General features: G+C 59.4%; 25 protein-coding genes. 14 read left to right on the top strand and 11 right to left on the bottom strand.

The features are described 5' to 3' along the window. The 4 genes from L9059_RS18335 (at position 1) to ntrC (ending at position 3876) form a co-directional block, all read left to right on the top strand. The gene (locus L9059_RS18335; protein WP_247292364.1) at positions 1-510 is read left to right on the top strand and encodes a DUF4124 domain-containing protein; all 510 of its coding nucleotides are present in this window, start codon (positions 1-3) and stop codon (positions 508-510) included. Continuing rightward, positions 507-1127: a DUF4124 domain-containing protein gene (locus L9059_RS18330; RefSeq protein WP_247292363.1), complete on the top strand. Its 621-nt coding sequence runs from the start codon at positions 507-509 to the stop codon at positions 1125-1127. The genes L9059_RS18335 and L9059_RS18330 overlap by 4 nt, the downstream gene beginning before the upstream one ends. Positions 1128-1357: 230 nt before the next feature. Further along, a complete protein-coding gene (gene glnL / locus L9059_RS18325; protein ID WP_247292362.1) occupies positions 1358-2443 on the top strand; it encodes a nitrogen regulation protein NR(II) in 1086 nt (361 codons plus the stop codon). Then, positions 2440-3876, top strand: coding sequence for a nitrogen regulation protein NR(I) (gene ntrC / locus L9059_RS18320; protein ID WP_045061995.1), 1437 nt, complete (start codon positions 2440-2442; stop codon positions 3874-3876). Before glnL ends, ntrC begins: the two co-directional genes overlap by 4 nt. Before the next feature lie 552 nt (positions 3877-4428). Here ntrC and L9059_RS18315 read toward each other — a convergent pair. After that, a complete protein-coding gene (locus L9059_RS18315; protein ID WP_247292361.1) occupies positions 4429-4869 on the bottom strand; it encodes a hypothetical protein in 441 nt (146 codons plus the stop codon). On the opposite strand from L9059_RS18315, the gene L9059_RS18310 reads away from it, so the two are divergent. After that, the gene (locus L9059_RS18310; protein ID WP_019691309.1) at positions 4868-5323 is read left to right on the top strand and encodes a tRNA (cytidine(34)-2'-O)-methyltransferase; all 456 of its coding nucleotides are present in this window, start codon (positions 4868-4870) and stop codon (positions 5321-5323) included. The two genes, L9059_RS18315 and L9059_RS18310, sit on opposite strands and share 2 nt — an antisense overlap. Before the next feature lie 108 nt (positions 5324-5431). Here the strand turns inward: L9059_RS18310 and secB are convergent, their stop codons facing one another. The 3 genes from secB to L9059_RS18295 are packed head-to-tail and all read right to left on the bottom strand — an operon-like array spanning position 5432 to position 6632. Further along, complete coding sequence (gene secB, locus L9059_RS18305) at positions 5432-5923, bottom strand: protein-export chaperone SecB (protein WP_027922165.1); 492 nt, start codon at positions 5921-5923, stop codon at positions 5432-5434. 39 nt (positions 5924-5962) lie between these two features. Continuing rightward, a complete protein-coding gene (gene grxC, locus L9059_RS18300) occupies positions 5963-6217 on the bottom strand; it encodes a glutaredoxin 3 (protein WP_045061998.1) in 255 nt (84 codons plus the stop codon). Position 6218: 1 nt separating this feature from the next. Next, positions 6219-6632 (bottom strand): rhodanese-like domain-containing protein, encoded by a 414-nt coding sequence (locus tag L9059_RS18295; protein WP_247292360.1) that lies wholly within the window; start codon positions 6630-6632, stop codon positions 6219-6221. A gap of 153 nt (positions 6633-6785) precedes the next feature. On the opposite strand from L9059_RS18295, the gene gpmI reads away from it, so the two are divergent. From gpmI to L9059_RS18270, 5 genes are all read left to right on the top strand, one after another. Next, the gene (gpmI, locus tag L9059_RS18290) at positions 6786-8315 is read left to right on the top strand and encodes a 2,3-bisphosphoglycerate-independent phosphoglycerate mutase (RefSeq protein ID WP_247292359.1); all 1530 of its coding nucleotides are present in this window, start codon (positions 6786-6788) and stop codon (positions 8313-8315) included. Positions 8316-8568: 253 nt separating this feature from the next. Then, entirely contained in the window at positions 8569-9864 is a 1296-nt protein-coding gene (locus tag L9059_RS18285) for a murein hydrolase activator EnvC family protein (RefSeq protein WP_247292358.1), read from the top strand. A gap of 31 nt (positions 9865-9895) precedes the next feature. Then, positions 9896-11215 (top strand): S41 family peptidase, encoded by a 1320-nt coding sequence (locus L9059_RS18280; protein WP_247292357.1) that lies wholly within the window; start codon positions 9896-9898, stop codon positions 11213-11215. Between the two features lies 1 nt (position 11216). After that, positions 11217-11993, top strand: a complete 777-nt coding sequence (locus tag L9059_RS18275) for a divergent polysaccharide deacetylase family protein (protein WP_247292356.1) — start codon at positions 11217-11219, stop codon at positions 11991-11993. Positions 11994-12099: 106 nt separating this feature from the next. Further along, positions 12100-13416 (top strand): Vps62-related protein, encoded by a 1317-nt coding sequence (locus tag L9059_RS18270; RefSeq protein ID WP_247292355.1) that lies wholly within the window; start codon positions 12100-12102, stop codon positions 13414-13416. Between the two features lie 16 nt (positions 13417-13432). Here L9059_RS18270 and L9059_RS18265 read toward each other — a convergent pair whose 3' ends face one another. From L9059_RS18265 to L9059_RS18235, 7 genes are all read right to left on the bottom strand, one after another. Continuing rightward, entirely contained in the window at positions 13433-14188 is a 756-nt protein-coding gene (locus tag L9059_RS18265) for a substrate-binding periplasmic protein (protein ID WP_247292354.1), read from the bottom strand. 77 nt (positions 14189-14265) lie between these two features. Continuing rightward, complete coding sequence (gene hisF / locus L9059_RS18260) at positions 14266-15036, bottom strand: imidazole glycerol phosphate synthase subunit HisF (RefSeq protein WP_007972752.1); 771 nt, start codon at positions 15034-15036, stop codon at positions 14266-14268. A gap of 9 nt (positions 15037-15045) precedes the next feature. Then, complete coding sequence (gene hisA, locus L9059_RS18255) at positions 15046-15783, bottom strand: 1-(5-phosphoribosyl)-5-[(5-phosphoribosylamino)methylideneamino]imidazole-4-carboxamide isomerase (RefSeq protein WP_247292353.1); 738 nt, start codon at positions 15781-15783, stop codon at positions 15046-15048. 42 nt (positions 15784-15825) lie between these two features. Then, positions 15826-16083: a DUF2164 domain-containing protein gene (locus tag L9059_RS18250; protein ID WP_046045558.1), complete on the bottom strand. Its 258-nt coding sequence runs from the start codon at positions 16081-16083 to the stop codon at positions 15826-15828. Then, positions 16084-16722, bottom strand: coding sequence for an imidazole glycerol phosphate synthase subunit HisH (gene hisH, locus L9059_RS18245; RefSeq protein ID WP_247292352.1), 639 nt, complete (start codon positions 16720-16722; stop codon positions 16084-16086). It lies immediately after the preceding gene. Next, complete coding sequence (gene hisB, locus L9059_RS18240) at positions 16722-17315, bottom strand: imidazoleglycerol-phosphate dehydratase HisB (protein ID WP_007897437.1); 594 nt, start codon at positions 17313-17315, stop codon at positions 16722-16724. Before hisB ends, hisH begins: the two co-directional genes overlap by 1 nt. A 282-nt stretch (positions 17316-17597) precedes the next feature. After that, positions 17598-19259: an OFA family MFS transporter gene (locus tag L9059_RS18235; RefSeq protein ID WP_247292351.1), complete on the bottom strand. Its 1662-nt coding sequence runs from the start codon at positions 19257-19259 to the stop codon at positions 17598-17600. Between the two features lie 223 nt (positions 19260-19482). On the opposite strand from L9059_RS18235, the gene L9059_RS18230 reads away from it, so the two are divergent. The 4 genes from L9059_RS18230 (at position 19483) to L9059_RS18215 (ending at position 23518) form a co-directional block, all read left to right on the top strand. Next, positions 19483-19887 (top strand): acetyl-CoA sensor PanZ family protein, encoded by a 405-nt coding sequence (locus L9059_RS18230; protein WP_247292350.1) that lies wholly within the window; start codon positions 19483-19485, stop codon positions 19885-19887. A gap of 78 nt (positions 19888-19965) precedes the next feature. Continuing rightward, complete coding sequence (locus L9059_RS18225) at positions 19966-22185, top strand: AsmA family protein (RefSeq protein ID WP_247292349.1); 2220 nt, start codon at positions 19966-19968, stop codon at positions 22183-22185. Continuing rightward, on the top strand, positions 22182-23249 hold the full coding sequence (gene mutY, locus L9059_RS18220) for an A/G-specific adenine glycosylase (RefSeq protein WP_247292348.1): 1068 nt from the start codon (positions 22182-22184) through the stop codon (positions 23247-23249). Before L9059_RS18225 ends, mutY begins: the two co-directional genes overlap by 4 nt. Beyond that, positions 23246-23518, top strand: a complete 273-nt coding sequence (locus L9059_RS18215) for an oxidative damage protection protein (RefSeq protein WP_010464608.1) — start codon at positions 23246-23248, stop codon at positions 23516-23518. The genes mutY and L9059_RS18215 overlap by 4 nt, the downstream gene beginning before the upstream one ends. Positions 23519-23543 lie beyond the last annotated feature (25 nt).

Raw genomic sequence — 23543 nt, 5'->3', positions numbered from 1 at the left:
ATGCGGCCACTGTTAACGATCCTGCTGCTGGCCATGGCTTTTCCAGCGATGGCCGCCATATACAAGTACACCGACGCCAACGGCAACACCGCATACAGCAACCAACCTCCCGACGGTGTCGTGGCGCAGCCGGTGGAGTTGCCACCGCTCAATAGCGTTGAGACCCAAGCGCCCACTGCACCGCCTGACGAAGCCAGGACTGGCGAACAGCCGCGCAGCACATACGAGGTGCTGGAGTTGACCAACCTGCCCACCAGCGAAGCGTTACGTGCCAACAACGGCACCTTCACCGTCAACGTGTTGATCAAACCGCGCCTGCAAGGTCCGCATTTATTCAGGCTGTTGCTGGATGACCAGCCCTACGGCCAGCCAGGCAACGTACCGACCCTGCAGCTGGTAAACATCGATCGCGGCACTCACAGTCTGGCGGTACAGGTGATCAGCGGGGAAAACGTCGTGCAACAAAGCCCGACCGTGACCTTCACCGTGCAACGAGTGCACAAGCCGTGAGGGGGTGGCTGTTAATAGGGCTGCTGATTGCACTGCCCGCGTCGGCCGAAGTTTTCACCTACGTCGATGCCCAGGGCAACCGGGTCTTCACCGATCAGCCAGGCTTGGGCAACGCGAAGCGCGTGCCATTGGCGCCTGGCAATCGCATGTCCGCCAACCCGACCCACGCCATACCGGTGATAGTCGACAAAAAAAGTGATGCAGCACCACCATTTCACTATGACATGCTCAGGGTGCTGGTGCCCGAACCCGATGCCACGCTGCGCAGCAGTGCTGGGGAGTTGATCGTCAGTATCACCAGCGAACCTGGTTTGCAACGGGGTCACCGCTACCGCCTGCTGCTGGACGGCAAACCCACCGCCGAACCCGGCCTGAGCCCGGTATTTGCCCTGACCAACGTCGACCGCGGCAGCCATAACCTATCGGTTGAGATACTCGACCAGCAAGGGCGTACCGTGGAGCGCACCGCCAATCAACCCTTCCATATGTTGCGAATTTCCCTCGCCCAGAAACGCCAGGTCAAACCCTGCGCCCTCACCGACTTCGGCCAGCGCCCGGAATGCCCACTCAAGGACAAACCAGAAGAAGAGAAAAAACCCTTCCTGAAGTTCTTTTAACCCCACCTCCTCTTGAGCACTATATTGGTGCGCATAGTTGCTAACTACCCACTCTTCATCCCATTTTGGTTCGAAAATACCCGTGGAAGCTGGCATAACGCCACGCAAAAGAGCGTCAAACGCCTGTTTCAGGCGATCGGCGCTTCTTTTCAGAGCCTTGGTTTGGTTTTTGCATTTTCCAGTAACAAACGCTTTTTTCTTGCGCACGCCCTGCTCCAAAAGAGGTCCTGATGACCATTAGCGACGCACTGCACCGCTTGCTGCTCGATAACTTGACTACCGCCACCATCTTGCTCGACGCCCAGTTGCGCCTGGAGTACATGAACCCGGCGGCGGAAATGCTCCTGGCGATCAGCGGGCAGCGCAGTCACGGGCAATTCATCAGTGAATTGTTCACCGAATCCACAGAGGCGCTGAATTCCCTGCGCCAGGCTGTTGAACAGGCTCACCCTTTCACCAAACGCGAAGCGATGCTCACCGCCCTCACCGGCCAGACCCTGACAGTCGATTACGCGGTGACGCCGATTCTGGCCAACGGCGAGACCATGCTGTTGCTCGAAGTCCACCCCCGCGATCGTCTGTTGCGCATCACCAAGGAAGAGGCACAGCTGTCGAAACAGGAAACCAGCAAGATGCTGGTGCGCGGCCTGGCCCACGAAATCAAGAATCCGCTGGGCGGGATTCGTGGCGCAGCGCAACTGCTGGCCCGCGAACTGCCCGAAGAAAGCCTGCGCGATTACACCAATGTGATCATCGAAGAAGCCGATCGCCTGCGAAACCTTGTTGACCGCATGCTCGGCTCGAACAAGCTGCCATCGTTGGCCATGTGCAACATTCACGAAGTGCTCGAGCGCGTCTGCCATCTGGTGGACGCCGAAAGCCAGGGTTGCATCACCCTCGTGCGCGACTACGACCCGAGCATTCCCGATGTCCTGATTGATCGTGAGCAGATGATTCAGGCGGTACTGAACATCGTGCGCAACGCGATGCAGGCCATCAGCAGCCAGAATGAGTTGCGCCTTGGCCGCATCACCCTGCGTACCCGCGCCATGCGACAGTTCACCATCGGCCACGTGCGCCATCGCCTGGTGACCAAGATCGAGATCATCGACAACGGGCCCGGCATACCTGCGGAACTTCAGGAAACCATCTTCTTTCCGATGGTCAGCGGCCGCCCGGACGGTACCGGGCTGGGCCTGGCCATTACCCAGAACATCATCAGCCAGCACCAGGGCCTGATCGAGTGTGACAGCCACCCAGGCCACACCACCTTCTCGATCTTTCTGCCACTGGAACAAGGAGCCACATCGACATGAGCCGTAGTGAAACCGTGTGGATCGTCGATGACGACCGTTCTATCCGTTGGGTCCTGGAAAAAGCCTTGCAGCAGGAAGGCATGACCACGCAAAGCTTCGACAGCGCCGATGGCGTGATGAGCCGCCTGGCGCGCCAGCAGCCGGACGTGATCATCTCCGACATTCGCATGCCCGGCGCCAGCGGCCTGGACCTTCTGGCGCGGATTCGCGAACAGCACCCACGTCTGCCAGTGATCATCATGACGGCTCACTCCGATCTGGACAGCGCTGTCGCGTCCTACCAGGGCGGCGCGTTCGAGTACCTGCCAAAACCGTTCGACGTCGACGAAGCCGTATCGCTGGTCAAGCGTGCAAACCAGCACGCTCAGGAGCAGCAGGGCCTGGAAGTCGTCCCGACCCTGACCCGCACCCCGGAAATCATCGGCGAAGCGCCAGCGATGCAGGAAGTGTTTCGCGCCATTGGCCGCTTGAGCCATTCCAACATCACCGTGCTGATCAATGGCGAGTCCGGCACCGGTAAAGAATTGGTTGCCCACGCTTTGCACCGTCACAGCCCACGGGCAGCCTCGCCGTTCATCGCGCTGAACATGGCGGCAATCCCCAAGGATCTGATGGAGTCCGAGTTGTTTGGCCATGAGAAAGGCGCCTTCACCGGCGCTGCTAACTTGCGCCGCGGGCGTTTCGAGCAGGCGGATGGCGGCACCCTGTTCCTCGATGAAATCGGGGACATGCCAGCGGACACCCAGACTCGTCTGTTGCGGGTGCTGGCTGACGGCGAGTTTTACCGGGTGGGGGGGCACACCCCGGTCAAGGTGGATGTACGAATTATCGCCGCGACCCACCAGAACCTTGAAACCCTGGTGCACGCGGGTAAATTCCGCGAAGACTTGTTTCACCGCCTTAACGTCATCCGTATCCACATCCCACGCCTGTCGGACCGTCGCGAAGACATCCCGACCCTGGCCAAGCACTTCCTCGCCCGCGCCGCACAAGAGCTGGCAGTGGAACCGAAGCTGTTGAAGAGCGAAACCGAGGAATACCTGAAGAACCTGCCGTGGGGCGGTAACGTGCGTCAGCTGGAGAACACCTGCCGCTGGATCACGGTGATGGCTTCCGGTCGAGAAGTGCACATCAGCGATCTGCCGCCAGAACTGTTGAACCTGCCTCAGGATTCGGCACCGGTGACCAACTGGGAGCAGGCGCTGCGCCAGTGGGCTGACCAGGCGTTGGCCCGGGGCCAGTCGAGCCTGCTCGACAGTGCGGTGCCGGCGTTTGAGCGGATCATGATCGAGACCGCCCTCAAGCATACCGCCGGCCGTCGGCGTGATGCCGCAGTGTTGCTGGGCTGGGGGCGCAATACCCTGACTCGCAAGATCAAGGAATTGGGGATGAAGGTCGATGGTGGGGATGATGATGAGGGGGAAGAGGGCTGAGTACCCTATAAATCATCGTCGCTGCATAGATTCATTCGCGGGCAAGCCCGCTTGCACAGTGAACCCGGTGTTTTCACGATTGCATGAACAACACTGGACCCTGTGGGAGCGGGCTTGCCCGCGATGCTTTTGGCGCCACCGTGCACCGCCTGAATGCACCGTGAACCGCAACCGTGCACGCAAAAGCGCCTCAAATCCTGCCTGCTTTCACAATCTGACCCCAACCTAAAAAACACGAAAGCCCCGAATAACGGGGCTATCAGCGTATCAGCGGAGGTTAGTGTATCAACTTGTTAAAACCTGGCACGCCCCCTGCAGTAGTCCATTCAGTGAATCAGTTCACTACCCAGTTTCGGGGACCTTGGTACAGGCAGGCCGGGGATTCCCCTCTTTACACCGGGCTCACACCGCACGAGCGACGAGCCCACCCAGTTTTGGGGCCCTTGATACAGGCAGGTCAGGGGCTCCTTCTTTACACCCGGGTTCACGACGCAATGCGTGAGCCCTCCCGTTTCGGGAACCTTGGTACAGGCAGGCCGGGGATTCCCTCTTTTATTGCTCCCGGAGATGGATCTCCAGCCGCCAGCGATCATCGACCTCGCTACCGACCCATTCGCCCAGCAGGGGCCGGGCAGCCACCACGGTCAGCAACAATCCCCCATCACTCAAACGCACTCGCCAGTTAGCGCTTTTATCATTGAGCTTGAGCTGCCCTTTCTGCGCCCTGCCTTCGGCCGCGAACAACAGCGCCAGGCTGCCGTCGACGATCTCGCCATGGGTCTTGGGTTCGTCGCTGAACCACACGACCAATCCGTCGCTCGTCACCTCGACCTGCTGCAGTTCAATGGGGTCGGGCGTAGTCAGGCGGCCAATCATCAGCCCGACCATGACACCGACTATCGCCAATGAACCCATTACGCGTGGGAATAGTTTCGAACGCCGATCCTCTGGCGGCGTAGAATGCGGGTCATCTTTACCTTCGGAGCCGTGCATGTTTCACGTCATCCTCTTCCAACCAGAAATTCCGCCGAATACCGGCAACGTTATCAGGCTGTGCGCCAACAGTGGCTGCCACCTGCATTTGATCGAGCCGCTGGGCTTCGAGATGGACGACAAGCGTTTGCGCCGGGCGGGCCTCGACTACCACGAGTATGCCACCCTGCAACGTCACGCCGACCTCGCCAGCTGCCTGGAAAGCCTCGGCCACCCACGCTTGTTCGCCTTCACCACCAAGGGCTCGCGGCCGTTCCACGATGCGAGCTTCGCAGAGGGCGACGCCTTCCTGTTCGGCCCGGAAAGCCGGGGCTTGCCAGCAGAAGTGCTGGACGCCCTGCCTGCGGAGCAGCGCCTGCGCCTGCCGATGCGTGAAGGCTGCCGCAGCCTCAACCTGTCGAACACCGTGGCCGTGGCCGTATACGAAGGCTGGCGCCAGCTCGGCTTCAAGTAACCCGAAGATTATTTTCGCCTGACAGAAACAATCGCGGGCAAGCCCGCTCCCACAGGTTTTGCACAATCCTGTGGGAGCGGGCTTGCCCGCGATTTTCAGCAGCGCCGCTTATTGAACGGTCGGAGTCTCGCCAGCCGCCTGCATGCGTTGCAGTTCTTGCGCGTACAGCGCATCGAAGTTCACTGGGGCCAGCATCAGGGCCGGGAACGATCCGCGGGTCACCAGGCTGTCCAGGGTTTCGCGAGCGTACGGGAACAGGATGTTCGGGCAGAACGCACCCAGGGTGTGACTCATCGAAGCGTCGTCCAGGTTCTTGATCAGGAAGATCCCGGCCTGTTGCACTTCTGCAATGAACGCCACTTCGCCGTTTTCACCGTTCTTCACGGTCACCGACAAGGTCAGCACGACTTCGTGGAAGTCACCTTCCAGGGCCTTCTGACGAGTGTTCAGATCCAGACCGACGCTCGGCTCCCACTGCTGGCGGAAGATCGCCGGGCTTTTCGGGGCTTCAAAGGACAAGTCACGTACGTAGATGCGCTGCAAGGAGAATTGCGGTGCGGTTTCTTCTTCGCTAGCTGCAGTGTTCTGTTGGTCAGTCATCTCAGATCCTTTCTGATCTTGGGTCTTATAGGGAAGGCGTCAGGCCTTGAGCAGGGCGTCGAGCTTGCCAGCGCGCTCAAGGGCAAACAAATCATCACAGCCACCGATGTGGCGCTCGCCGATCCAGATCTGCGGGACGGAGGTCCGTCCGGCTTTCTGGGCCATGGCGGCGCGCACCTGCGGCTTGCCATCGACTTTGATCTCTTCGAAGGCCACGCCTTTGTTCTCGAGCAGATACTTGGCTCGCGAGCAGTAAGGGCAGTAATCGCTGGAATAGACGACGACGTTGCTCATATCACTTCACCAGCGGCAGGTTATCGCCTTTCCAGCTGGAGATCCCGCCGGACAGCTTGGCGGCGGTGAAGCCGGATTTCATCAGTTCGCGGGCGTGAGTGCCAGCGGTCTGACCCATGGCGTCGACCAGGATGATGGTCTTGGCCTTGTGCTTTTCCAGTTCGCCGACACGAGCGGTCAGTTTGTCGTGAGGAATATTCAGCGCGCCAACAATATGACCTGCAGCGAAGTCCTTGGTCGGACGAATGTCGATCACCACGCCTGCGTCCTTGTTGACCAGCCCGGTCAGCTCACCGGTGCTCAGGCTACGACCGCCGCCCTTCATTTCATGGGCGATCAGCAGAGCCAGCAGAACGGCGAAGATACCGACAAGCAGATAGTGAGTGGTGGCAAATGCAATCAGGTGATCAACCATTGAAGGAGGTTCCAGGGCGTTAAAATGTCGGCCAGTATACACAGCCCCTATGGTGGGCCAAACCCCGTCCGGCGGTGACGCAGCAGGAACTTACCTTTAAACTGCCACTCCCTTTTCCATTGCCCTCTTTTAACTCAGCCACGAGTGGAATCCATGACTACCACGCCTAAACCTTTGGTCCTGATCATCCTCGACGGCTTCGGTCACAGTGAGAGCCCTGAATCCAACGCCGTTTTCGCCGCGAAGAAGCCTGTACTGGACCGCTTGACTGCCTCCTTACCCAACGGCCTGATCTCCGGCAGCGGCATGGACGTCGGCCTGCCGGATGGCCAGATGGGTAACTCCGAAGTCGGTCACATGAACCTGGGGGCTGGCCGCGTTGTGTATCAGGACTTCACTCGCGTGACCAAATCGATCCGAGACGGCGAGTTCTTCGAGAACCCGACCATCTGCGCCGCCGTGGATAAAGCCGTCGCTGCCGGTAAAGCTGTGCACTTCATGGGCCTGCTGTCCGATGGCGGCGTTCACAGCCATCAGGATCACCTGGTTGCCATGGCGGAACTGGCCTACAAGCGCGGCGCCGAGAAAATCTATCTGCATGCCTTCCTCGACGGCCGCGACACTCCACCGAAAAGTGCCCAGTCGTCGATCGAACTGCTCGATGCCACCCTCCAGGCCCTCGGCAAAGGCCGGATCGCCAGCATCATCGGCCGTTACTTCGCCATGGATCGCGACAACCGCTGGGACCGCGTGTCCCAGGCCTACAATCTGATTGTCGACGGCAACGGCGAGTTCAACTCCGCTACCGCCCAAGAAGGCCTGCAAGCCGCCTACGACCGTGGCGAGAGCGACGAATTCGTCAAAGCCACCTCCATCGGCGAGCCGGTTAAAGTGGAAGACGGCGACGCCGTGGTGTTCATGAACTTCCGCGCCGACCGCGCCCGGGAACTCACCCGAGTGTTCGTCGAGGACGATTTCAAGGAATTTGCCCGCGCCCGCCAGCCGAAACTGGCCGGCTTTGTCATGCTGACCCAATACGCCGCCAGCATCCCTGCACCATCAGCCTTCGCCGCAGGCAGCCTGGACAACGTACTAGGCGATTACCTGGCAAAAAATGGCAAGACCCAACTGCGCATCGCCGAAACCGAGAAATATGCCCACGTGACCTTCTTCTTCTCGGGCGGTCGCGAAGAACCGTTCCCGGGTGAAGAGCGCATCCTGATCCCGTCGCCAAAAGTCGCCACCTACGACTTACAGCCGGAAATGAGCGCACCAGAAGTCACTGACCGCATCGTCGATGCCATCGACAACCAGCGTTATGACGTGATCGTGGTCAACTACGCCAACGGCGACATGGTCGGCCATAGCGGCGTGTTCGACGCAGCGGTCAAGGCGGTTGAATGCCTGGACCTGTGTGTCGGCCGCATTGTCGACGCGCTGGAAAAAGTGGGCGGTGAAGCATTGATCACGGCTGACCACGGTAACGTCGAGCAAATGGCTGACGAGTCCACCGGCCAGGCTCACACCGCCCACACCACCGAGCCGGTACCCTTCATCTATGTCGGCAAGCGTGACTTCAAGGTGCGTGATGGCGGCGTACTGGCAGATGTGGCGCCGACCATGCTGATGCTGCTGGGCATGGAAAAACCGGAAGAAATGACGGGCACTTCGATTCTGGTGTAATCAGAACCATCTGACGACACCAAACCCTGTGGGAGCGGGCTTGCCCGCGATAGCAATCTAATAGCCAACATTTTGTGTTGAATGTTAAGACGCCATCGCGGGCAAGCCCGCTCCCACAGTGGTTTTTGATGGTTTCAAAGATTAATTACACCCACTTGCCAGCCCGGTTATCACACAGCCCCAATTGGGCGTTTTTTTTGCGGCGCTTGGCGGGCATACTAGGCCGTCCCTTTCCCTGGTGTCGCCCGCCTTTATGCTTCGCGTCCTGATAGCCCTTGCCCTGACTTGCCTGCTCCAAACGGCCTTCGCTGACGAGCGCGCGCAAACCCAACAGCAGTTGGACGCCACGCGTCAGGACATTGCCGAGCTGAAGAAACTGCTGGGCAAGCTCCAGGAAGAAAAATCCGGTGTGCAGAAGGACCTCAAAGGCACCGAGACTGAAATGGGCAAGCTCGAGAGGCAGGTCGAAGCGCTGCAAAAAGAGCTGAAGAAAAGCGAATCCGAGCTGCAGCGACTCGATGCAGAGAAAAAAAAACTCCAGAGCGCGCGCATTGAACAGCAACGACTGATCGCCATACAAGCCCGAGCGGCTTACCAGAATGGGCGTCAGGAATACCTGAAACTGCTGCTGAACCAGCAGAACCCGGAAAAATTCGCCCGCACCCTCACTTATTACGACTACCTGAGCCAGGCCCGCCTGGAGCAGCTGAAAAGTTTCAACGAGACCCTGCGCCAACTGGCCAGTGTCGAAAAGGACATCGACATGCAGCAGGCTCAACTGCTGGTGCAGAAAAGCAGCCTGGACAGCCAGCGAGACGAGCTGGAAAAGGTTCGCCAGGAGCGCCAGCAAGTGCTCGCCAAGCTCAATCTCGACGTCAAGGCTCGCGACCAGAAACTGGCGGCACGCGAGCAGGATCAGGCAGACCTGTCTAAAGTCCTTAAAACCATCGAGGAAACCCTGGCCCGTCAGGCTCGTGAGGCAGAAGAGGCGCGGCAAAAAGCGCTGATCGCCCAGCAGGAAGCCGAAAAAAAGCGTTTACGTGAGGCTCAGGCAGCTGCAGAAGACAACTCTGACGCCCCACGCAAACAAGTCAAATCAACACCCGGCGCACTGGTCTCAAGCTCAGGCGAAACCTTCGGTGGTGCTTTTGCTTCCACTCGGGGAAAACTTCCATGGCCTGTTGATGGTCGATTGCTGGCACGCTTTGGCGAATCCCGTGGCGATGACGCTCGAACCAAATGGGACGGCGTGATGATCAGCGCTTCCGCAGGCAGCCAAGTGCATGCCGTGCATGGCGGCCGCGTAGTGTTTGCCGACTGGCTGCGCGGTGCCGGGCTGCTGGTTATCCTTGATCACGGCAACGGGTTCCTGAGTCTTTATGGTCATAACCAGACGCTGTTGAAGTCTGCAGGTGACGTGGTTAAAGCCGGTGAGTCCATCTCCACTGTCGGCAGCAGTGGCGGGCAGGACACGCCAGCGTTGTATTTCGCTATTCGTCAGCAGGGTCACCCGAGTGATCCAGCGCAATGGTGCCGTGCGCAAGGATAGGCACGCCATCTACTTCAGGAGTTCGTTCGACATGCTGCATCTGTCCCGCCTTACCTCGCTAGCCCTGACGATCGCCCTGGTGATCGGCGCGCCTCTGGCGTTTGCCGCTCAACCGGCCCCGGCGGTCGCGCCTGCGGGCACTGCTGCGACCACCAAGGCGCCTTTGCCGCTGGAAGAGTTGCGCACCTTTGCCGAGGTCATGGACCGGATCAAGGCCGCCTATGTCGAACCCGTTGACGACAAGACCCTGCTGGAGAATGCCATCAAGGGCATGCTCAATAACCTCGATCCGCACTCTGCCTACCTGGGCCCGGCAGATTTCGCCGAGCTACAGGAAAGCACCAGCGGCGAATTCGGCGGCCTGGGTATCGAAGTCGGTGCCGAGGATGGTTTCATCAAGGTGGTGTCACCGATCGATGACACCCCGGCATCCAAGGCCGGCATTCAGGCGGGTGACCTCATCGTGAAAATCAATGGCCAGCCGACCCGCGGCCAGAGCATGACCGAGGCCGTGGACAAGATGCGTGGCAAGATCGGCCAGAAAATCACCCTGACGCTCGTGCGTGACGGCGGCACTCCGTTCGACGTGACCCTGGCCCGCGCCACCATCCAAGTGAAGAGCGTCAAGGCACAGCTGCTGGAGTCGGGTTACGGTTATATCCGCATCACCCAGTTCCAGGTCAAGACCGGCGAAGAGGTCTCCAAGGCCCTGGCCAAGCTGCGCAAGGACAACGGCAAGAAACTCAAGGGCGTCATTCTCGACCTGCGCAACAACCCGGGCGGCGTGCTGCAAGCAGCGGTGGAAGTGGTCGACCACTTCATCACCAAAGGCCTGATCGTGTACACCAAAGGCCGCATCGCCAACTCCGAGCTGCGCTTCTCGGCCACTGGCAAGGATGAAAGCGAAGCCGTGCCAATGGTCGTACTGATCAACGGCGGCAGCGCCTCGGCCTCGGAGATTGTCGCCGGCGCCTTGCAGGATCAAAAACGTGCAGTGATCATGGGCACCACCAGTTTCGGCAAAGGCTCGGTGCAAACCGTGCTGCCGCTGAACAACGACCGCGCCCTGAAGATCACCACAGCGCTGTACTACACGCCGAACGGCCGCTCGATCCAGGCACAGGGCATCGTCCCGGACATCGAAGTGCGCAAGGCGAAGATCACCAGCGAGCAGGACGGCGATTACTTCAAGGAAGCCGATCTGCAAGGTCACCTGGGTAACGGCAATGGCGGTGAAGACAAACCGACCGGCTCAGGCGGCAAAGCCAAGGCGATGCCGCAGGATGATGATTACCAACTGGCCCAGGCGTTGAGCCTGCTCAAAGGGTTGAGCATTACCTCTGGCCGCTGAGATGCGCCTTGATCGGGTTCTCGCCCTGCTGTGCTGCCTGGCGGGTGTTGCCCACGCGACGCCCGCACCGCCCGCTGCGCAAAAGGCTTACCTGAGCCTGATCATTGACGACCTGGGGCAAAACCTGCCCCGGGATCGCCGCGTGCTTGCCCTGCCAGGCCCCGTGACTGCGGCAATCATGCCCGACACCCCCCACGCTACCGAGTTTGCCCGTGAAGCCCACCGCGCCGGCAAGATCGTGATCCTGCACATGCCCATGGATCCGGCCACCGGTCCATTCGCCTGGCACCCGGAATTGCCCGTCGAAGAACTCGAAAGACGCCTGAATGCCGCGTTCAAAATGGTGCCCTACACCGCCGGCATCAATAACCACATGGGGAGCCGCATGACCGCTCAACCGGCCGCCATGGCCTGGTTAATGGCAGACTTGCAGCGCCGCCACAAATTCTTCGTCGACAGCCGCACCAGTGCCCAGACCGTGGCGGCGCAACAGGCACAGAAAATGGCCCTGGCGAGCGTTTCCCGGGATGTGTTCCTGGATGACGAGCGCACCGAGGAAGCGATCTTCACGCAGCTGCAGACTGCAATCAGCCTGGCTCGCAAGCAGGGTTCAGCCGTGATGATCGGGCATCCGTACCCGCAGACACTGGCGGTGCTGGAGCGCGAATTGCCCAAGCTCAAGGCCCAAGGCATCGAATGGATTGATATCAGGCAGATGATCAGCGTGCGCGGCAATCGCGCCATGGTCGGCCATGGCAAAGACGGGGTTTATCGGTAGTTAAGTCGATAAATAGTTACCGCCAGACCTCTGCACCCATTCCGGATAGTGAGGACCTCCTACAGGTCGCGGCTCCATGTCGCCTTCACCACTATCTGGATTGATTATGACCACCCAAGACACCTTACCCCTGGCCGCGAGGCCAACCGACCCCATGAAGCACGACAATCTACTCATCAATTTTACGATGGATTTTCGCCGTATATGGGACACCAGCGGCACCAACACGACACCCGCTGCCTTCTGGCGCCCGACCCCAGCCCCGGATTTGCTTCCGGGGTATTTCCCGCTGGGCGATGTCATTGCATCCGGATTCGACAATATCAACGAAATACGCATGGTTCCGGTCGTTTCCGAGGGTGAGTCTTCGAACGGCCAAGAACCCGCCCTGCAGGCCCCCATCGATTTTGAGCAAGTCTGGAGTGATGCCCGCCCCGGCGCCACGGCGACCCGTTCAATTTGGCGCCCGATCGCTCCCAGCGGCTACGTGGCGCTGGGGCAGTTATGCTCAAACGGCCAGGACAAACCATTAACCAGCGACATTCGTTGCGTGCGCAAGGACCTGGCGATTCGTTCGTTCATCGACGACCTCATCTGGAACGACAAGGGCAGCCGTGCCACACAGTACTTCAGTGCTTACAATTTCTATCCCCCGGTCGCAATGCCCGGGGAAATCAACTGCCTGCCTGGCACCTTTATTGGTGTGGGCACCCACGCCAGGCCTGCTGCACATATCAATGCTTACTCATTACGCATACCGATCCCTCTGGAGATCAAATCCCCTCCACAAGTGCCGGTACTCTCAGACCAACAGCCAATGCTTTTTGAACCTGGCAAAGTGACTCAAATTGCCAAACTCCCCTGGTTCGTAGTGAGAGACCCCAACCTGACGCCCCTCAAGCAATTACGCACCTCGCCGTTCTACTTCCTGGAAAGGACGGATCAGTATGTGCTGGTCGGATATGGCAAAAACGAAAGTGCAGTAAGCCAGACCTTCAGGTGGACAGCACGCCGGCCACAGCGCTCGGGACACCTCGGAGTATTTGCCCGTATCAGCTCCATCGTGATCCACATCCAATGGCCTATCGGGATACCCACCCTGTTTTCCGCGCGACTGAACAAAAGCTTTGCCCACGCTGAATCCGATGGATGGGCCGGCCCAGCGGATGTGGAAGTAGCCTGCATCATTGGGAAAAACAAAGCCGTCGCTGCTTATGAGCTGCAGAGCACCTACAGTCTGTGGCGCGAAAACCGCACTCAAGTGCCGTGTGAACTCTATTACATTGACGGCAACAGCCTGCACTTGACTGAATACCCACTGGAACCGGCATCTGAAGGAAACCCATTGTCGGAGAGCGAAACGCCCGAGACGGTGGATAACACTGCTTCAGGAGATGACATGAGCATCCCGCCTGCATCGTAAACAGGCTCGACGATAACTACAGATATCGCCCCATGATCTCATCGACCATACCGTCCTTGCGCATCTGATCCAGCGCAGCCTGCAATTTGACGACAGTCGCATCCGGCACCTCCTTGTTCAGTGCCAGGTACAGCTCGGCGCTGTTGAAGCGCAACACGGTCTTGAGCCCGTTGACCCCGTCCTGACGCGCCAGGTAACGTCCGGCCGGGTCACCGGTGGCCCACAGGTCGATCTGGCCATTGACCAGCTTCTTCGCGTTGTCTTGATCACGCAGCACCACGATCGGCTTGAGGCCTTGCTTGGTCAGAGTCTCGGCGATCGCATCGCCCTTGTACGCACCAATCCGGTATTTGCGCGCCTGTTCCAGCGTATCCAGGCTGATCTTGCTGTCAGCCTTGGCCAGCATGATCCAGTCGTCCGGACCGATCGGACCCACCCACTTGAAAAGCTTTTCGCGGTCTGGCAATCGCGCCATCACAAACACGCCATAACCCGGTTTTTCGAGGGCGAGTTTATACACTCGCTCCCAGGGGAAACGTAGTGTCAGGCTGTAGGTGATATCAGCACGCTTGAACATCTCGCGAACGATGTCGGTGGCAATGCCATTGATGTTTTCGTCCTGGGCGAAGTTCTTGCCGTTCTTCGCCATGTTGTAGGGCGGGAAGTTTTCAGTCAGCAGCACCAGGTCGGTGGCGGGACTTTCTGCAGCATGCACGCTGTTGAAGAGCACGACTGCTGCGCTGGCGAGGACAACAAGAAAGCGTTTCAGCATGTCTGGCTACCGAGATCCATGGCGTACCCAAGAGTGCCTTGAGCCCGCCATGATGTCCACTGGCCTGTACCGTTTGTTCAGCGCATCACAATGCCGCGATGAGCCATATAGGCCTTGGCTTCCTGCACGGTGTATTCGCCAAAGTGGAAGATGCTCGCGGCCAGCACGGCACTGGCGTGACCTTCGATGATGCCATCGGCCAAATGCTGCAGGTTGCCGACTCCCCCTGAAGCAATCACCGGGATTCCCAACGCATCGCTAATGGCGCGGGTCACGCCCAGGTCGAAGCCGTTTTTCATACCGTCCTGGTCCATGCTCGTCAGGAGGATTTCGCCGGCACCGAGGCCTTCCATCTTCTTAGCCCACTCGACGGCGTCGAGACCGGTAGGCTTGCGCCCACCGTGGGTGAAGATTTCCCAGCGCGGCGTTTCGCCCGGACCGGAGACCTTCTTCGCGTCAATGGCAACGACGATGCACTGCGAACCGAAATGCTGGGCAGCCTCGCCGACGAACTCCGGGTTGAACACGGCAGCGGTGTTGATCGAGACCTTGTCCGCGCCGGCATTGAGCAGGTTGCGAATATCCTGCACGGTGCGCACGCCGCCGCCCACGGTCAGCGGAATGAATACCTGACTGGCCATGCGCTCAACAGTATGCAGGGTGGTGTCGCGTCCATCGACGCTGGCAGTGATGTCGAGAAAGGTAATCTCGTCGGCACCCTGCTCGTCGTAACGACGGGCGATTTCCACCGGATCACCGGCGTCGCGGATGTTCTCGAACTTCACACCTTTGACGACCCGGCCGTTGTCCACGTCCAGGCAAGGGATGATGCGTTTTGCCAGCGCCATGGTCAGTCCTCAGCCTTTGTACGAATCGCAGAAAGCTTGCGCTTCAGCGACGTCGAGGGTGCCTTCGTAGATCGCCCGGCCGGTGATCGCTCCGATAATGCCCGGTGCCTTGGCGTCGAGCAGCGACTTGATGTCACCCAGATTGTGGATGCCACCGGAAGCGATGACTGGAATGCGCGTAGCAGCCGCCAGCGCAGCGGTGTACGAAACGTTGCAACCCTGCATCATGCCGTCTTTGGCGATGTCGGTATAAACGATGGCAGACACACCGTCGGATTCAAATTGCTTGGCCAGGTCAATAACGTTCACGGTGCTGATTTCAGCCCAGCCGTCGGTGGCGACGAAACCGTCCTTGGCGTCGAGGCCAACGATCACTTTGCCTGGGAACGCGCGACAGGCTTCAGCCACGAAAGCCGGATCTTTCACGGCCTTGGTGCCGATGATCACGTAGCTCACGCCCGCTTTCACGTAGTGCTCGATGGTTTCCAGGGAACGGATACCGCCGCCGATCTGGATCGGCAGGTTCGGGTAGCGCTTGGCGATGACGGTGACCACTTCGCCGTTAACCGGCTGGCCTTCGAAAGCGCCGTTCAGGTCGACCAGATGCAGACGACGGCAACCGCCCTCCACCCACTTGGCAGCCATGCTCACCGGGTCATCGGAGAACACCGTGGAATCTTCCATGCGGCCCTGGCGCAGACGAACACAGGCACCGTCTTTAAGATCGATAGCGGGAATAATCAGCATCTGGCAAACCTTCAAATTCGATTGTTCAGCTTCGCTCGAAAATCAGTTTTTCTCGAGCGCCCACAGGTCGCTTTCGATGCTCTCGAACCTTTCTTTAAGGTGCGTCTGCACATCGAAAATCGCCCTGTTGTAATAGTGCGGAGCAATTTCGCGGGTAAACAGCTCAAGGATTTCAGCCGCTTCAAACGAACCCAGGTCCAGTTCGAAGCGGTCCTCCATGAAGCGCTTGATCTTGTGATTGGCCTCGTTCTCCTGCTCGGGAGTGAGGGTCAGGATCGGTGGCTTCTTCTTGGCGGCCATTTACCAGCGACCATCCCACGCCGCGAAGTTCTGCAACAACTGCAGGCCATGGGTATGGCTCTTCTCCGGGTGGAACTGCACGGCGAAACGCGAGCCATCGGCCAGCGCTGCGGCGAAATCGACACCGTAGTGACCGCCACCCACCACCTGCCGCGCATTGCCGGCAGCGATATAGTAGCTGTGCACGAAGTAGAAGCGCGCCAGGTCCGAAATGTTGTGCCACAGCGGATGCGAGACCGTCTGCTTCACTTCGTTCCAGCCCATGTGCGGGACCTTCAGATGCTCGCCATCTTCATGCAAGTCCTTGCCAAAGAACTTCACCGCACCCGGAAACAGGCCGATGCAGTCAACTCCGTCGTTCTCTTCACTGCTGTCGAGCAAGGCTTGCATGCCGACGCAGATGCCGAGGAACGGACGGTCCTGGCTGACTTCACGCACCAGTGAATCGAAGCCCAGGCGCCGAATCTCCGCCATGCAGTCGCGAATCGCGCCGACGCCGGGAAATACCACCCGGTCGGCTTCGCGAATCACATTGGCATCGCTGGTGATCAGGACCTTGCCGGCACCGACGTGCTCGAGGGCCTTGGCCACCGAGTGCAGGTTGCCCATGCCGTAATCGATAACCGCGACCGTCTGCATTACAGAACGCCCTTGGTCGACGGCATTTGCCCGGCCATGCGGTCATCGAGTTCTACAGCCATGCGCAATGCGCGGCCGAAAGCCTTGAACACGGTTTCGATCTGGTGGTGGGTGTTGGTGCCACGCAGGTTGTCGATGTGCAGGCTGACGAGGGCGTGGTTGACGAAGCCCTGGAAGAATTCCTGGAACAGATCAACATCAAAACCGCCGACGGTGGCGCGGGTGTAGGGAACATGCATCTGCAAGCCAGGACGGCCGGAGAAGTCGATGACCACCCGCGACAGTGCTTCGTCCAGCGGGACATAGGCGTGGCCGTAGCGACGGATGCCTTTTTTGTCACCGATAGCTTTGGCAAAGGCCTGGCCCAGGGTGATTCCGACGTCTTCCACTGTGTGGTGGTCGTCGATATGCAGGTCGCCCTTGCTGACGATATCCAGGTCGATCAGCCCGTGACGGGCGATCTGGTCCAGCATGTGCTCAAGAAAAGGTACACCGATATCAAATCGGGCCTTTCCGGTGCCATCCAGGTTGATCGAGGCTTTAATCTGGGTTTCCAGAGTGTCGCGCTCGACTGACGCCATACGTTCGGCCATCACCAGCTCCGCAAATCATTGGGCGAAAAAGGCAGCCATTATAGGGGCGCGGGCGGGAAACAGAAACATGAGAGGTGATATCACTGACGGAGTGAATTCAGCGGTATGGCGGGTAGACATGTCCATACAAGCCATTTTTGGACACCCACGAATCGAGTGTGGGAGTGAGCCTGCTCGCGATAGGGCCAGCACATTCAACATTTCTGCCGACTGTCAGGCCGCAATCGCGGGCAAGCCCGCTCCAACAGGGTTTGGTGTTGGCCTGAAATTCAGGCCTGTCCCTTAGTGAAACAGCACCACCGTTTTCTGCAGGGTCACCCAGACACCCCACGCCAACGGAATGCCTACAACCAGCCAGGCGGCAATCGCCAGCGGCTTGGTACCTGGGTCCGCTTTCCATTCCAGCACGGTAGTGCTGTCAGCGCCCTTGTCGTGACCCAGCGCCTGTTCGGCAGCCAGTTGGGCGTCGCTCATGAAGTACTTGTCAGCTACCGGGCGCACCAGCAAATTGCACAGGAAGCCCAGCACCAGCAGACCGGCCAGGATATACAAGGTGATGTCGTACGCCGCCGCGCGCTCTACCCCAATGCTCAGCTGATACTCACGCAGGTAGTTCACCAGTACAGGCCCCAACACGCCCGCGGCCGCCCATGCGGTCAGCAAGCGACCATGGATCGCACCCACCATTTGGGTGCCGAACAGGTCCGCCAGATAAGCCGGCACAGTCGCAAAACCACCGCCGTACATCGACAGGATGATGCAAAACGCCCCCACGAACAGCGCGATATTACCCAGGTGGCCCAGGTTCGGGATCAGCGCGTACAGCGCGAAACCAAGGGCAAAAAACACGAAATAGGTGTTCTTGCGCCCCAGGTAATCCGAGAACGACGCCCAGAAGAACCGGCCACCAATGTTGAACAGACTCAGCAACCCGGTAAAACCGGCCGCAATTGCAGCGATTGAAGCCAGTTGCCCGGCGTCCAGTTGGCCAAAAGGCAGATCGACACCGATCAATTTGCCGCCAAACACTTCCTGCAACAATGGCGAAGCCATGCCCAGAATGCCGATTCCTGCGGACACGTTCAGGCACAGAACCAGCCATACCAGGCGGAATTGCGGGGTTTTCCACGCCACATTCACGTGCACGTGACGATGAGTGATCATCGCATTCGCGGATTTCTTGGCCGGTGCAGTCCAGCCTTCAGGCTTCCAGCCCGTTGGCGGCACGCGGTAGGACAGTGCGCCGCCGATCATGAACACGAAATAGATCGCAGCCATCACCAGGAAGCTCTGCCACACCCCGACGCTGGTCGACGAGGCAAAATGACTCATCAACGCGGCAGCGAGCGGAGCACCCACCATCGCGCCACCACCAAAGCCCATGATCGCCATGCCGGTAGCCATGCCGCGCTTGTCCGGGAACCATTTGATCAAGGTCGAGACCGGCGAAATGTAGCCCAGGCCAAGGCCGATGCCGCCAATGACTCCGGAACCGACCCACATCAGCCAGATCTGGTGGGTATAAATCCCCAACGCCGATATCAGCAAGCCACCGCACCAGCACAGTGCCGACACCACGCCAGCCTTGCGCGGCCCGGCGTGTTCCAGCCAGCCACCCCAGATCGCGGCCGAGCAACCGAGGAAAATGAAGAACAGGGTGTAGATCCAGCCGAGCATCGAGATCGGCCAGTCGCACTGGGAGGAGAAGATTTGCGAAATAAAGCTCATGTCCGGTGCGCAAGCCACCGGCGCGGTCACACCCAGCGACTTGGACAGTGGTAGCCAGAACACCGAAAAGCCGTAGGCCATGCCGATACAAAGGTGGATCGCCAGTGCGGCAGGCGGCACCAGCCAGCGGTTGAAACCGGGCTTGGCGATAATGCGTTCCTTGGACAGGAACGCAGGCTGGCCGGCAATGCCGTCAGCCGTGATGCTCGTGGTCATTGTATATCCCCCAATTATTAGTATTGTTCACCAGCCACTCCTCACCCCCAGCCTCAATGCGCGCAGGCATGACTGTCTTATCAGGTGGAGCTCCATTTTGATGCGGCAGCAAGTCGCGCAAGGACGGGCGTACCAACAGAGGTTACCATTTGCGCGTGACAGAAAAATCAATCTGATATCACCTTTCGCAAGTCATCTGATCCCTTTTCCCGATGGAGCCGCCATGCCGATCGTTGTCGAGTCGCTGAAAGAAGCCACCTATCAGGATCAGCAAGACCTGCAGAAAATTTATCGAGATGCGCCGCAGTGGCTCTTCGCACCCTTTGCCTCGCAAGTGCAGTTGATCGAAGCCTGTCTGGGTGATGGTTCGCTGATCGCCGGACGCTTCAATGACCGATTGCTGGGCGCGGCGCGCCTGCAACGACACCAGAACGTCTGGCTCTTGTCCCAATTGTGCGTGCGCAAAATTACCCGTCGACGCGGTGTCGCCGAACGCCTGGTGGACGAGGCGCGGAAAATGGCCAATAACGCCGGAGCAACCTTGCACCTGCTAGCCCCGGCAGGCCATCTTGAAGCCCGAGCGCTCGCCGCCAAGCTGAAACTGGCACTGGATGAACTGACTACGTGATCGCCGACCGATCGCCGTCCCCGGGGCGCTATACTCCCCGGCTGAATTTCGAATTTGACTAACTACAAGGACTCGCCCATGAAAGCGTTCGGCAAAATCCTGGGTCTGGTACTTCTCGGGCTATTGCTGATCATTGTGGCCCTGGGTTTTGCCCTGACCCACCTCTTTGATCCCAATGACTATAAAGACGAGATTCGCCAGATCGCCCGCGACAAGGCCCACATCGAGCTGACGCTCAATGGCGATATCGGCTGGAGCCTATTCCCGTGGCTAGGCCTGGAATTGCACGAAGCCAGTGTCGCGACCCTTGCCAAACCCACCGAACCCTTTGCCGACCTGCAAATGCTCGGCCTGTCCGTTCGTGTGCTGCCCCTGCTGCGCCGCGAAGTACAGATGAGCGACGTACGGGTCGAAGGTCTGAACCTGCGCCTGAACCGCGACAAGGAAGGCCACGGCAACTGGGAAGACATCGGCAAGGTGCCCGTCTCGCAGACCACGTCAGCTGCCACCCCCGGCGAACCTGCCGGCGAAACCACGGCCAAGGCGGAAAAACCTGCCCAGCCCATTCGCCTGGACATCGACAGCCTGACCGTCAATAACGCCCGCGTCGAATACAGCGACGAAAAGACTGGCAAGCAGTTCAGCGCCGAAAGCATCCAGCTCAGCACCGGCGCAGTGCATGACTCGACCAATATTCCGGTCAAACTCACTGCATTCCTTGGCTCCAATCAGCCAGTACTGCGCGTTCGTACCGAATTGAATGGCGAACTTCGCTTCGAACGCGCCCTGCAACGCTACAAGTTCGAAGACATGAAACTCTCCGGCGAAGTCGCCGGCGAACCATTGCAAGGCAAGACCATGACCTTCGCCGCGCAGGGCCAGCTCCTACTAGATAAAGCGGCGAACGTCGCCGAATGGACCGGCATCAAGATCTCTGCCAACCAATTACGTGCACTCGGTGAGCTGAAGGTCAACGACCTCGACAAGACGCCTCAAGTCACCGGCGCGCTGTCGATCGCCCAGTTCGACCTGGCAAAGTTCGTCGACAGCATCGGCCAGACGCTGCCGGCCATGGCCGAAGGCAGCCTGAGCAAAGTCGAGCTTGTCAGTCGCGTCACTGGTACGCCCACCAGCGTGTCCTTCGACAACATCAACCTGAAAGTCGACGACAGCAGCTTCAGCGGCCGTATCGCCGTCGAGGACTTCGCCAAGCAATCGCTGCGGGCAGTGCTCAAGGCTGACACCTTCAACGTCGACCGTTACCTGAAACCAAAATCTGCCGAGGCCAATAGCGCTACTCAAGTGCGCCAGGCCGAAGTGGCCAGCACCGAAGCCAATGCCATGGCCGGCGCCGGCACCACTCCACTGCCGGATGCGCCGACCAAGACCGCCTGGAGTAACGATCGTCTGCTGCCAGTCGAGCGCCTGAGCAAACTCGATGTCGACGCCGACCTGACCTTTGGCCTACTCACCCTCGACAAGCTGCCAATCCACAACGCTGCGTTCAAGGCTACCGGCCAAAATGGCCTGCTGACCCTGGAAACCCTGCGCGGCGAGCTGTACGAAGGCAACTTCGAAACCAAAGGCACCCTCGACGTGCGCCAGCAAGTGCCGACACTGAACATGCAGACGCAGGTTAGCAAAGTGCCGGTGGAAAAAATCCTTGAAAGCCAGGGTAAAAATCCGCCCGTCAAGGGCCTGGTCACCCTCAACAGCAACCTGACCGGCAGCGGCAACAGCCAAAAAGCCCTGATCGACAGCCTCAACGGCACCGCCAGTTTCGCGATCAACAACGGTGTGCTGCTCAATGCCAACCTGGAACAGCAGCTGTGCAAAGGCATCGCCACGCTTAACCGCAAAACCCTCAGCGGCGAGCCGCGGGGCAAGGACACGCCCTTCCAGGAGCTCAAGGGCAACCTGACCTTCCGTAACGGCGTCGCCAGCAACCCCGACTTGATAGTGCGTATCCCCGGCATGACCGTTAAAGGCGACGGCGACGTCGACCTGCGAGTGCTGGGCATGGACTACCGGATTGGCATCATCGTCGAAGGCGACAAGAGCGACATGCCCGACCCGGCCTGCCAGGTCGGTGAGAAGTTCGTCGGCATCGAGTGGCCTTTGCGCTGCCGTGGCCCTCTGGAACTGGGCGCCAAAGCCTGCCGCCTCGATAACGAGCGCATGGGCCAGGTCGCGACCCGGCTCGCGGGCGACAAGATCAGCGAAAAAATCGACGAAAAACTCGGCGACAAAGTCAGTCCTGAACTGAGAAACGCACTGAAGGGGCTGTTCAAGCGATGAGATCCGAGCAGTTTTCGGCGGCAGTACTGGATTGGTACGATCGCCACGGTCGCCACGATCTGCCTTGGCAGCAGGGCATCACGCCGTATCGGGTGTGGGTCTCGGAGATCATGCTGCAGCAAACTCAGGTCAGCACCGTGCTGAACTACTTCGACCGCTTCATGGCGGCGTTGCCAACGGTCGAAGCCCTGGCTGGCGCGCCGGAGGACGAAGTACTGCACCTGTGGACCGGCCTGGGCTACTACACCCGGGCGCGCAATCTGCAGAAAACCGCGAAGATCATCGTGGCTGACTACGCAGGGGAATTCCCGCGTGACGTTGAAAAGCTGGTCGAGCTACCAGGCATCGGCCTGTCGACCGCTGGTGCCATCGCCAGCCTGAGCATGGGCATGCGCGCGCCGATCCTTGATGGCAACGTCAAACGCGTCCTGGCGCGCTTTACGGCTCAAGAGGGGTATCCAGGCGAGCCGAAGGTGGCCAAACAGCTGTGGGCCAACGCAGAACGCTTCACGCCCCATGACCGCGTCAACGCCTACACCCAGGCCATGATGGACCTGGGCGCCACGCTCTGTACCCGTAGCAAGCCGAGTTGCCTGCTGTGCCCCCTGAAAAAGGGCTGTGAAGCCCACATGCTCGGCCTGGAAACCCGTTACCCGATCCCCAAGCCGCGCAAAGCCGTGCCACAGAAGCGCACGCTGATGCCCATGCTGGCCAATGGCGAAGGCGCGGTCTTGCTTTACCGTCGTCCTTCAACGGGCTTGTGGGGCGGTTTGTGGAGCCTTCCGGAGCTCGATGACCTGGACGACCTGCAACATCTGGCCACTCAACACTCGCTGGAGCTCGGTCAACAGCAAGCCCTGCCGAACCTGGTGCACACTTTCAGTCACTTCCAGTTAACCATCGAACCGTGGCTGGTCCAGGTCCAGGAGGCGGCCCATCACGTGGCCGAGGCCGACTGGCTCTGGTATAACCTCGCCACCCCGCCGCGCCTGGGCCTTGCCGCCCCGGTAAAGACCTTGCTCGAACGCGCGGCCGCCGTATTGAACGCAGGAGAGTCGTCATGACCCGCACTATCATGTGCCGCAAGTACAAAGAAGAATTGCCTGCCCTGGAGCGCGCTCCGTTCCCGGGTGCCAAAGGCCAGGACATTTTTGACCACGTCTCGGCCAAGGCCTGGGCAGATTGGCAGAAACACCAGACCCTGCTCATCAACGAAAAACGCCTGAACATGATGAACGCCGAAGATCGCAAATATCTTCAGGGCGAAATGGACAAATACTTCTCAGGCGAGGAATACGCCAAGGCTGACGGCTACGTTCCACCGGCAGAATAATCCCGATTTCCCGGGGGTTGAATCG

The sequence above is a fragment of the Pseudomonas violetae genome, from assembly GCF_023072615.1.
Taxonomy (GTDB): domain Bacteria; phylum Pseudomonadota; class Gammaproteobacteria; order Pseudomonadales; family Pseudomonadaceae; genus Aquipseudomonas; species Aquipseudomonas violetae.
This window is presented reverse-complemented; position numbering and strand designations above follow the sequence as displayed.

What these genes read in the sequence shown, in the direction of transcription:
- L9059_RS18335 (WP_247292364.1), top strand. Translation starts at nt 1, where the DNA reads ATGCGGCCACTGTTAACGATCCTGCTGCTGGCCATGGCTTTTCCAGCG.
- glnL (WP_247292362.1), top strand. Translation starts at nt 1,358, where the DNA reads ATGACCATTAGCGACGCACTGCACCGCTTGCTGCTCGATAACTTGACT.
- ntrC (WP_045061995.1), top strand. Translation starts at nt 2,440, where the DNA reads ATGAGCCGTAGTGAAACCGTGTGGATCGTCGATGACGACCGTTCTATC.
- L9059_RS18310 (WP_019691309.1), top strand. Translation starts at nt 4,868, where the DNA reads ATGTTTCACGTCATCCTCTTCCAACCAGAAATTCCGCCGAATACCGGC.
- L9059_RS18315 (WP_247292361.1), bottom strand. Translation starts at nt 4,869, where the DNA reads ATGCACGGCTCCGAAGGTAAAGATGACCCGCATTCTACGCCGCCAGAG.
- secB (WP_027922165.1), bottom strand. Translation starts at nt 5,923, where the DNA reads ATGACTGACCAACAGAACACTGCAGCTAGCGAAGAAGAAACCGCACCG.
- grxC (WP_045061998.1), bottom strand. Translation starts at nt 6,217, where the DNA reads ATGAGCAACGTCGTCGTCTATTCCAGCGATTACTGCCCTTACTGCTCG.
- L9059_RS18295 (WP_247292360.1), bottom strand. Translation starts at nt 6,632, where the DNA reads ATGGTTGATCACCTGATTGCATTTGCCACCACTCACTATCTGCTTGTC.
- gpmI (WP_247292359.1), top strand. Translation starts at nt 6,786, where the DNA reads ATGACTACCACGCCTAAACCTTTGGTCCTGATCATCCTCGACGGCTTC.
- L9059_RS18285 (WP_247292358.1), top strand. Translation starts at nt 8,569, where the DNA reads ATGCTTCGCGTCCTGATAGCCCTTGCCCTGACTTGCCTGCTCCAAACG.
- L9059_RS18280 (WP_247292357.1), top strand. Translation starts at nt 9,896, where the DNA reads ATGCTGCATCTGTCCCGCCTTACCTCGCTAGCCCTGACGATCGCCCTG.
- L9059_RS18275 (WP_247292356.1), top strand. Translation starts at nt 11,217, where the DNA reads ATGCGCCTTGATCGGGTTCTCGCCCTGCTGTGCTGCCTGGCGGGTGTT.
- L9059_RS18270 (WP_247292355.1), top strand. Translation starts at nt 12,100, where the DNA reads ATGACCACCCAAGACACCTTACCCCTGGCCGCGAGGCCAACCGACCCC.
- L9059_RS18265 (WP_247292354.1), bottom strand. Translation starts at nt 14,188, where the DNA reads ATGCTGAAACGCTTTCTTGTTGTCCTCGCCAGCGCAGCAGTCGTGCTC.
- hisF (WP_007972752.1), bottom strand. Translation starts at nt 15,036, where the DNA reads ATGGCGCTGGCAAAACGCATCATCCCTTGCCTGGACGTGGACAACGGC.
- hisA (WP_247292353.1), bottom strand. Translation starts at nt 15,783, where the DNA reads ATGCTGATTATTCCCGCTATCGATCTTAAAGACGGTGCCTGTGTTCGT.
- L9059_RS18250 (WP_046045558.1), bottom strand. Translation starts at nt 16,083, where the DNA reads ATGGCCGCCAAGAAGAAGCCACCGATCCTGACCCTCACTCCCGAGCAG.
- hisH (WP_247292352.1), bottom strand. Translation starts at nt 16,722, where the DNA reads ATGCAGACGGTCGCGGTTATCGATTACGGCATGGGCAACCTGCACTCG.
- hisB (WP_007897437.1), bottom strand. Translation starts at nt 17,315, where the DNA reads ATGGCCGAACGTATGGCGTCAGTCGAGCGCGACACTCTGGAAACCCAG.
- L9059_RS18235 (WP_247292351.1), bottom strand. Translation starts at nt 19,259, where the DNA reads ATGACCACGAGCATCACGGCTGACGGCATTGCCGGCCAGCCTGCGTTC.
- L9059_RS18230 (WP_247292350.1), top strand. Translation starts at nt 19,483, where the DNA reads ATGCCGATCGTTGTCGAGTCGCTGAAAGAAGCCACCTATCAGGATCAG.
- L9059_RS18225 (WP_247292349.1), top strand. Translation starts at nt 19,966, where the DNA reads ATGAAAGCGTTCGGCAAAATCCTGGGTCTGGTACTTCTCGGGCTATTG.
- mutY (WP_247292348.1), top strand. Translation starts at nt 22,182, where the DNA reads ATGAGATCCGAGCAGTTTTCGGCGGCAGTACTGGATTGGTACGATCGC.
- L9059_RS18215 (WP_010464608.1), top strand. Translation starts at nt 23,246, where the DNA reads ATGACCCGCACTATCATGTGCCGCAAGTACAAAGAAGAATTGCCTGCC.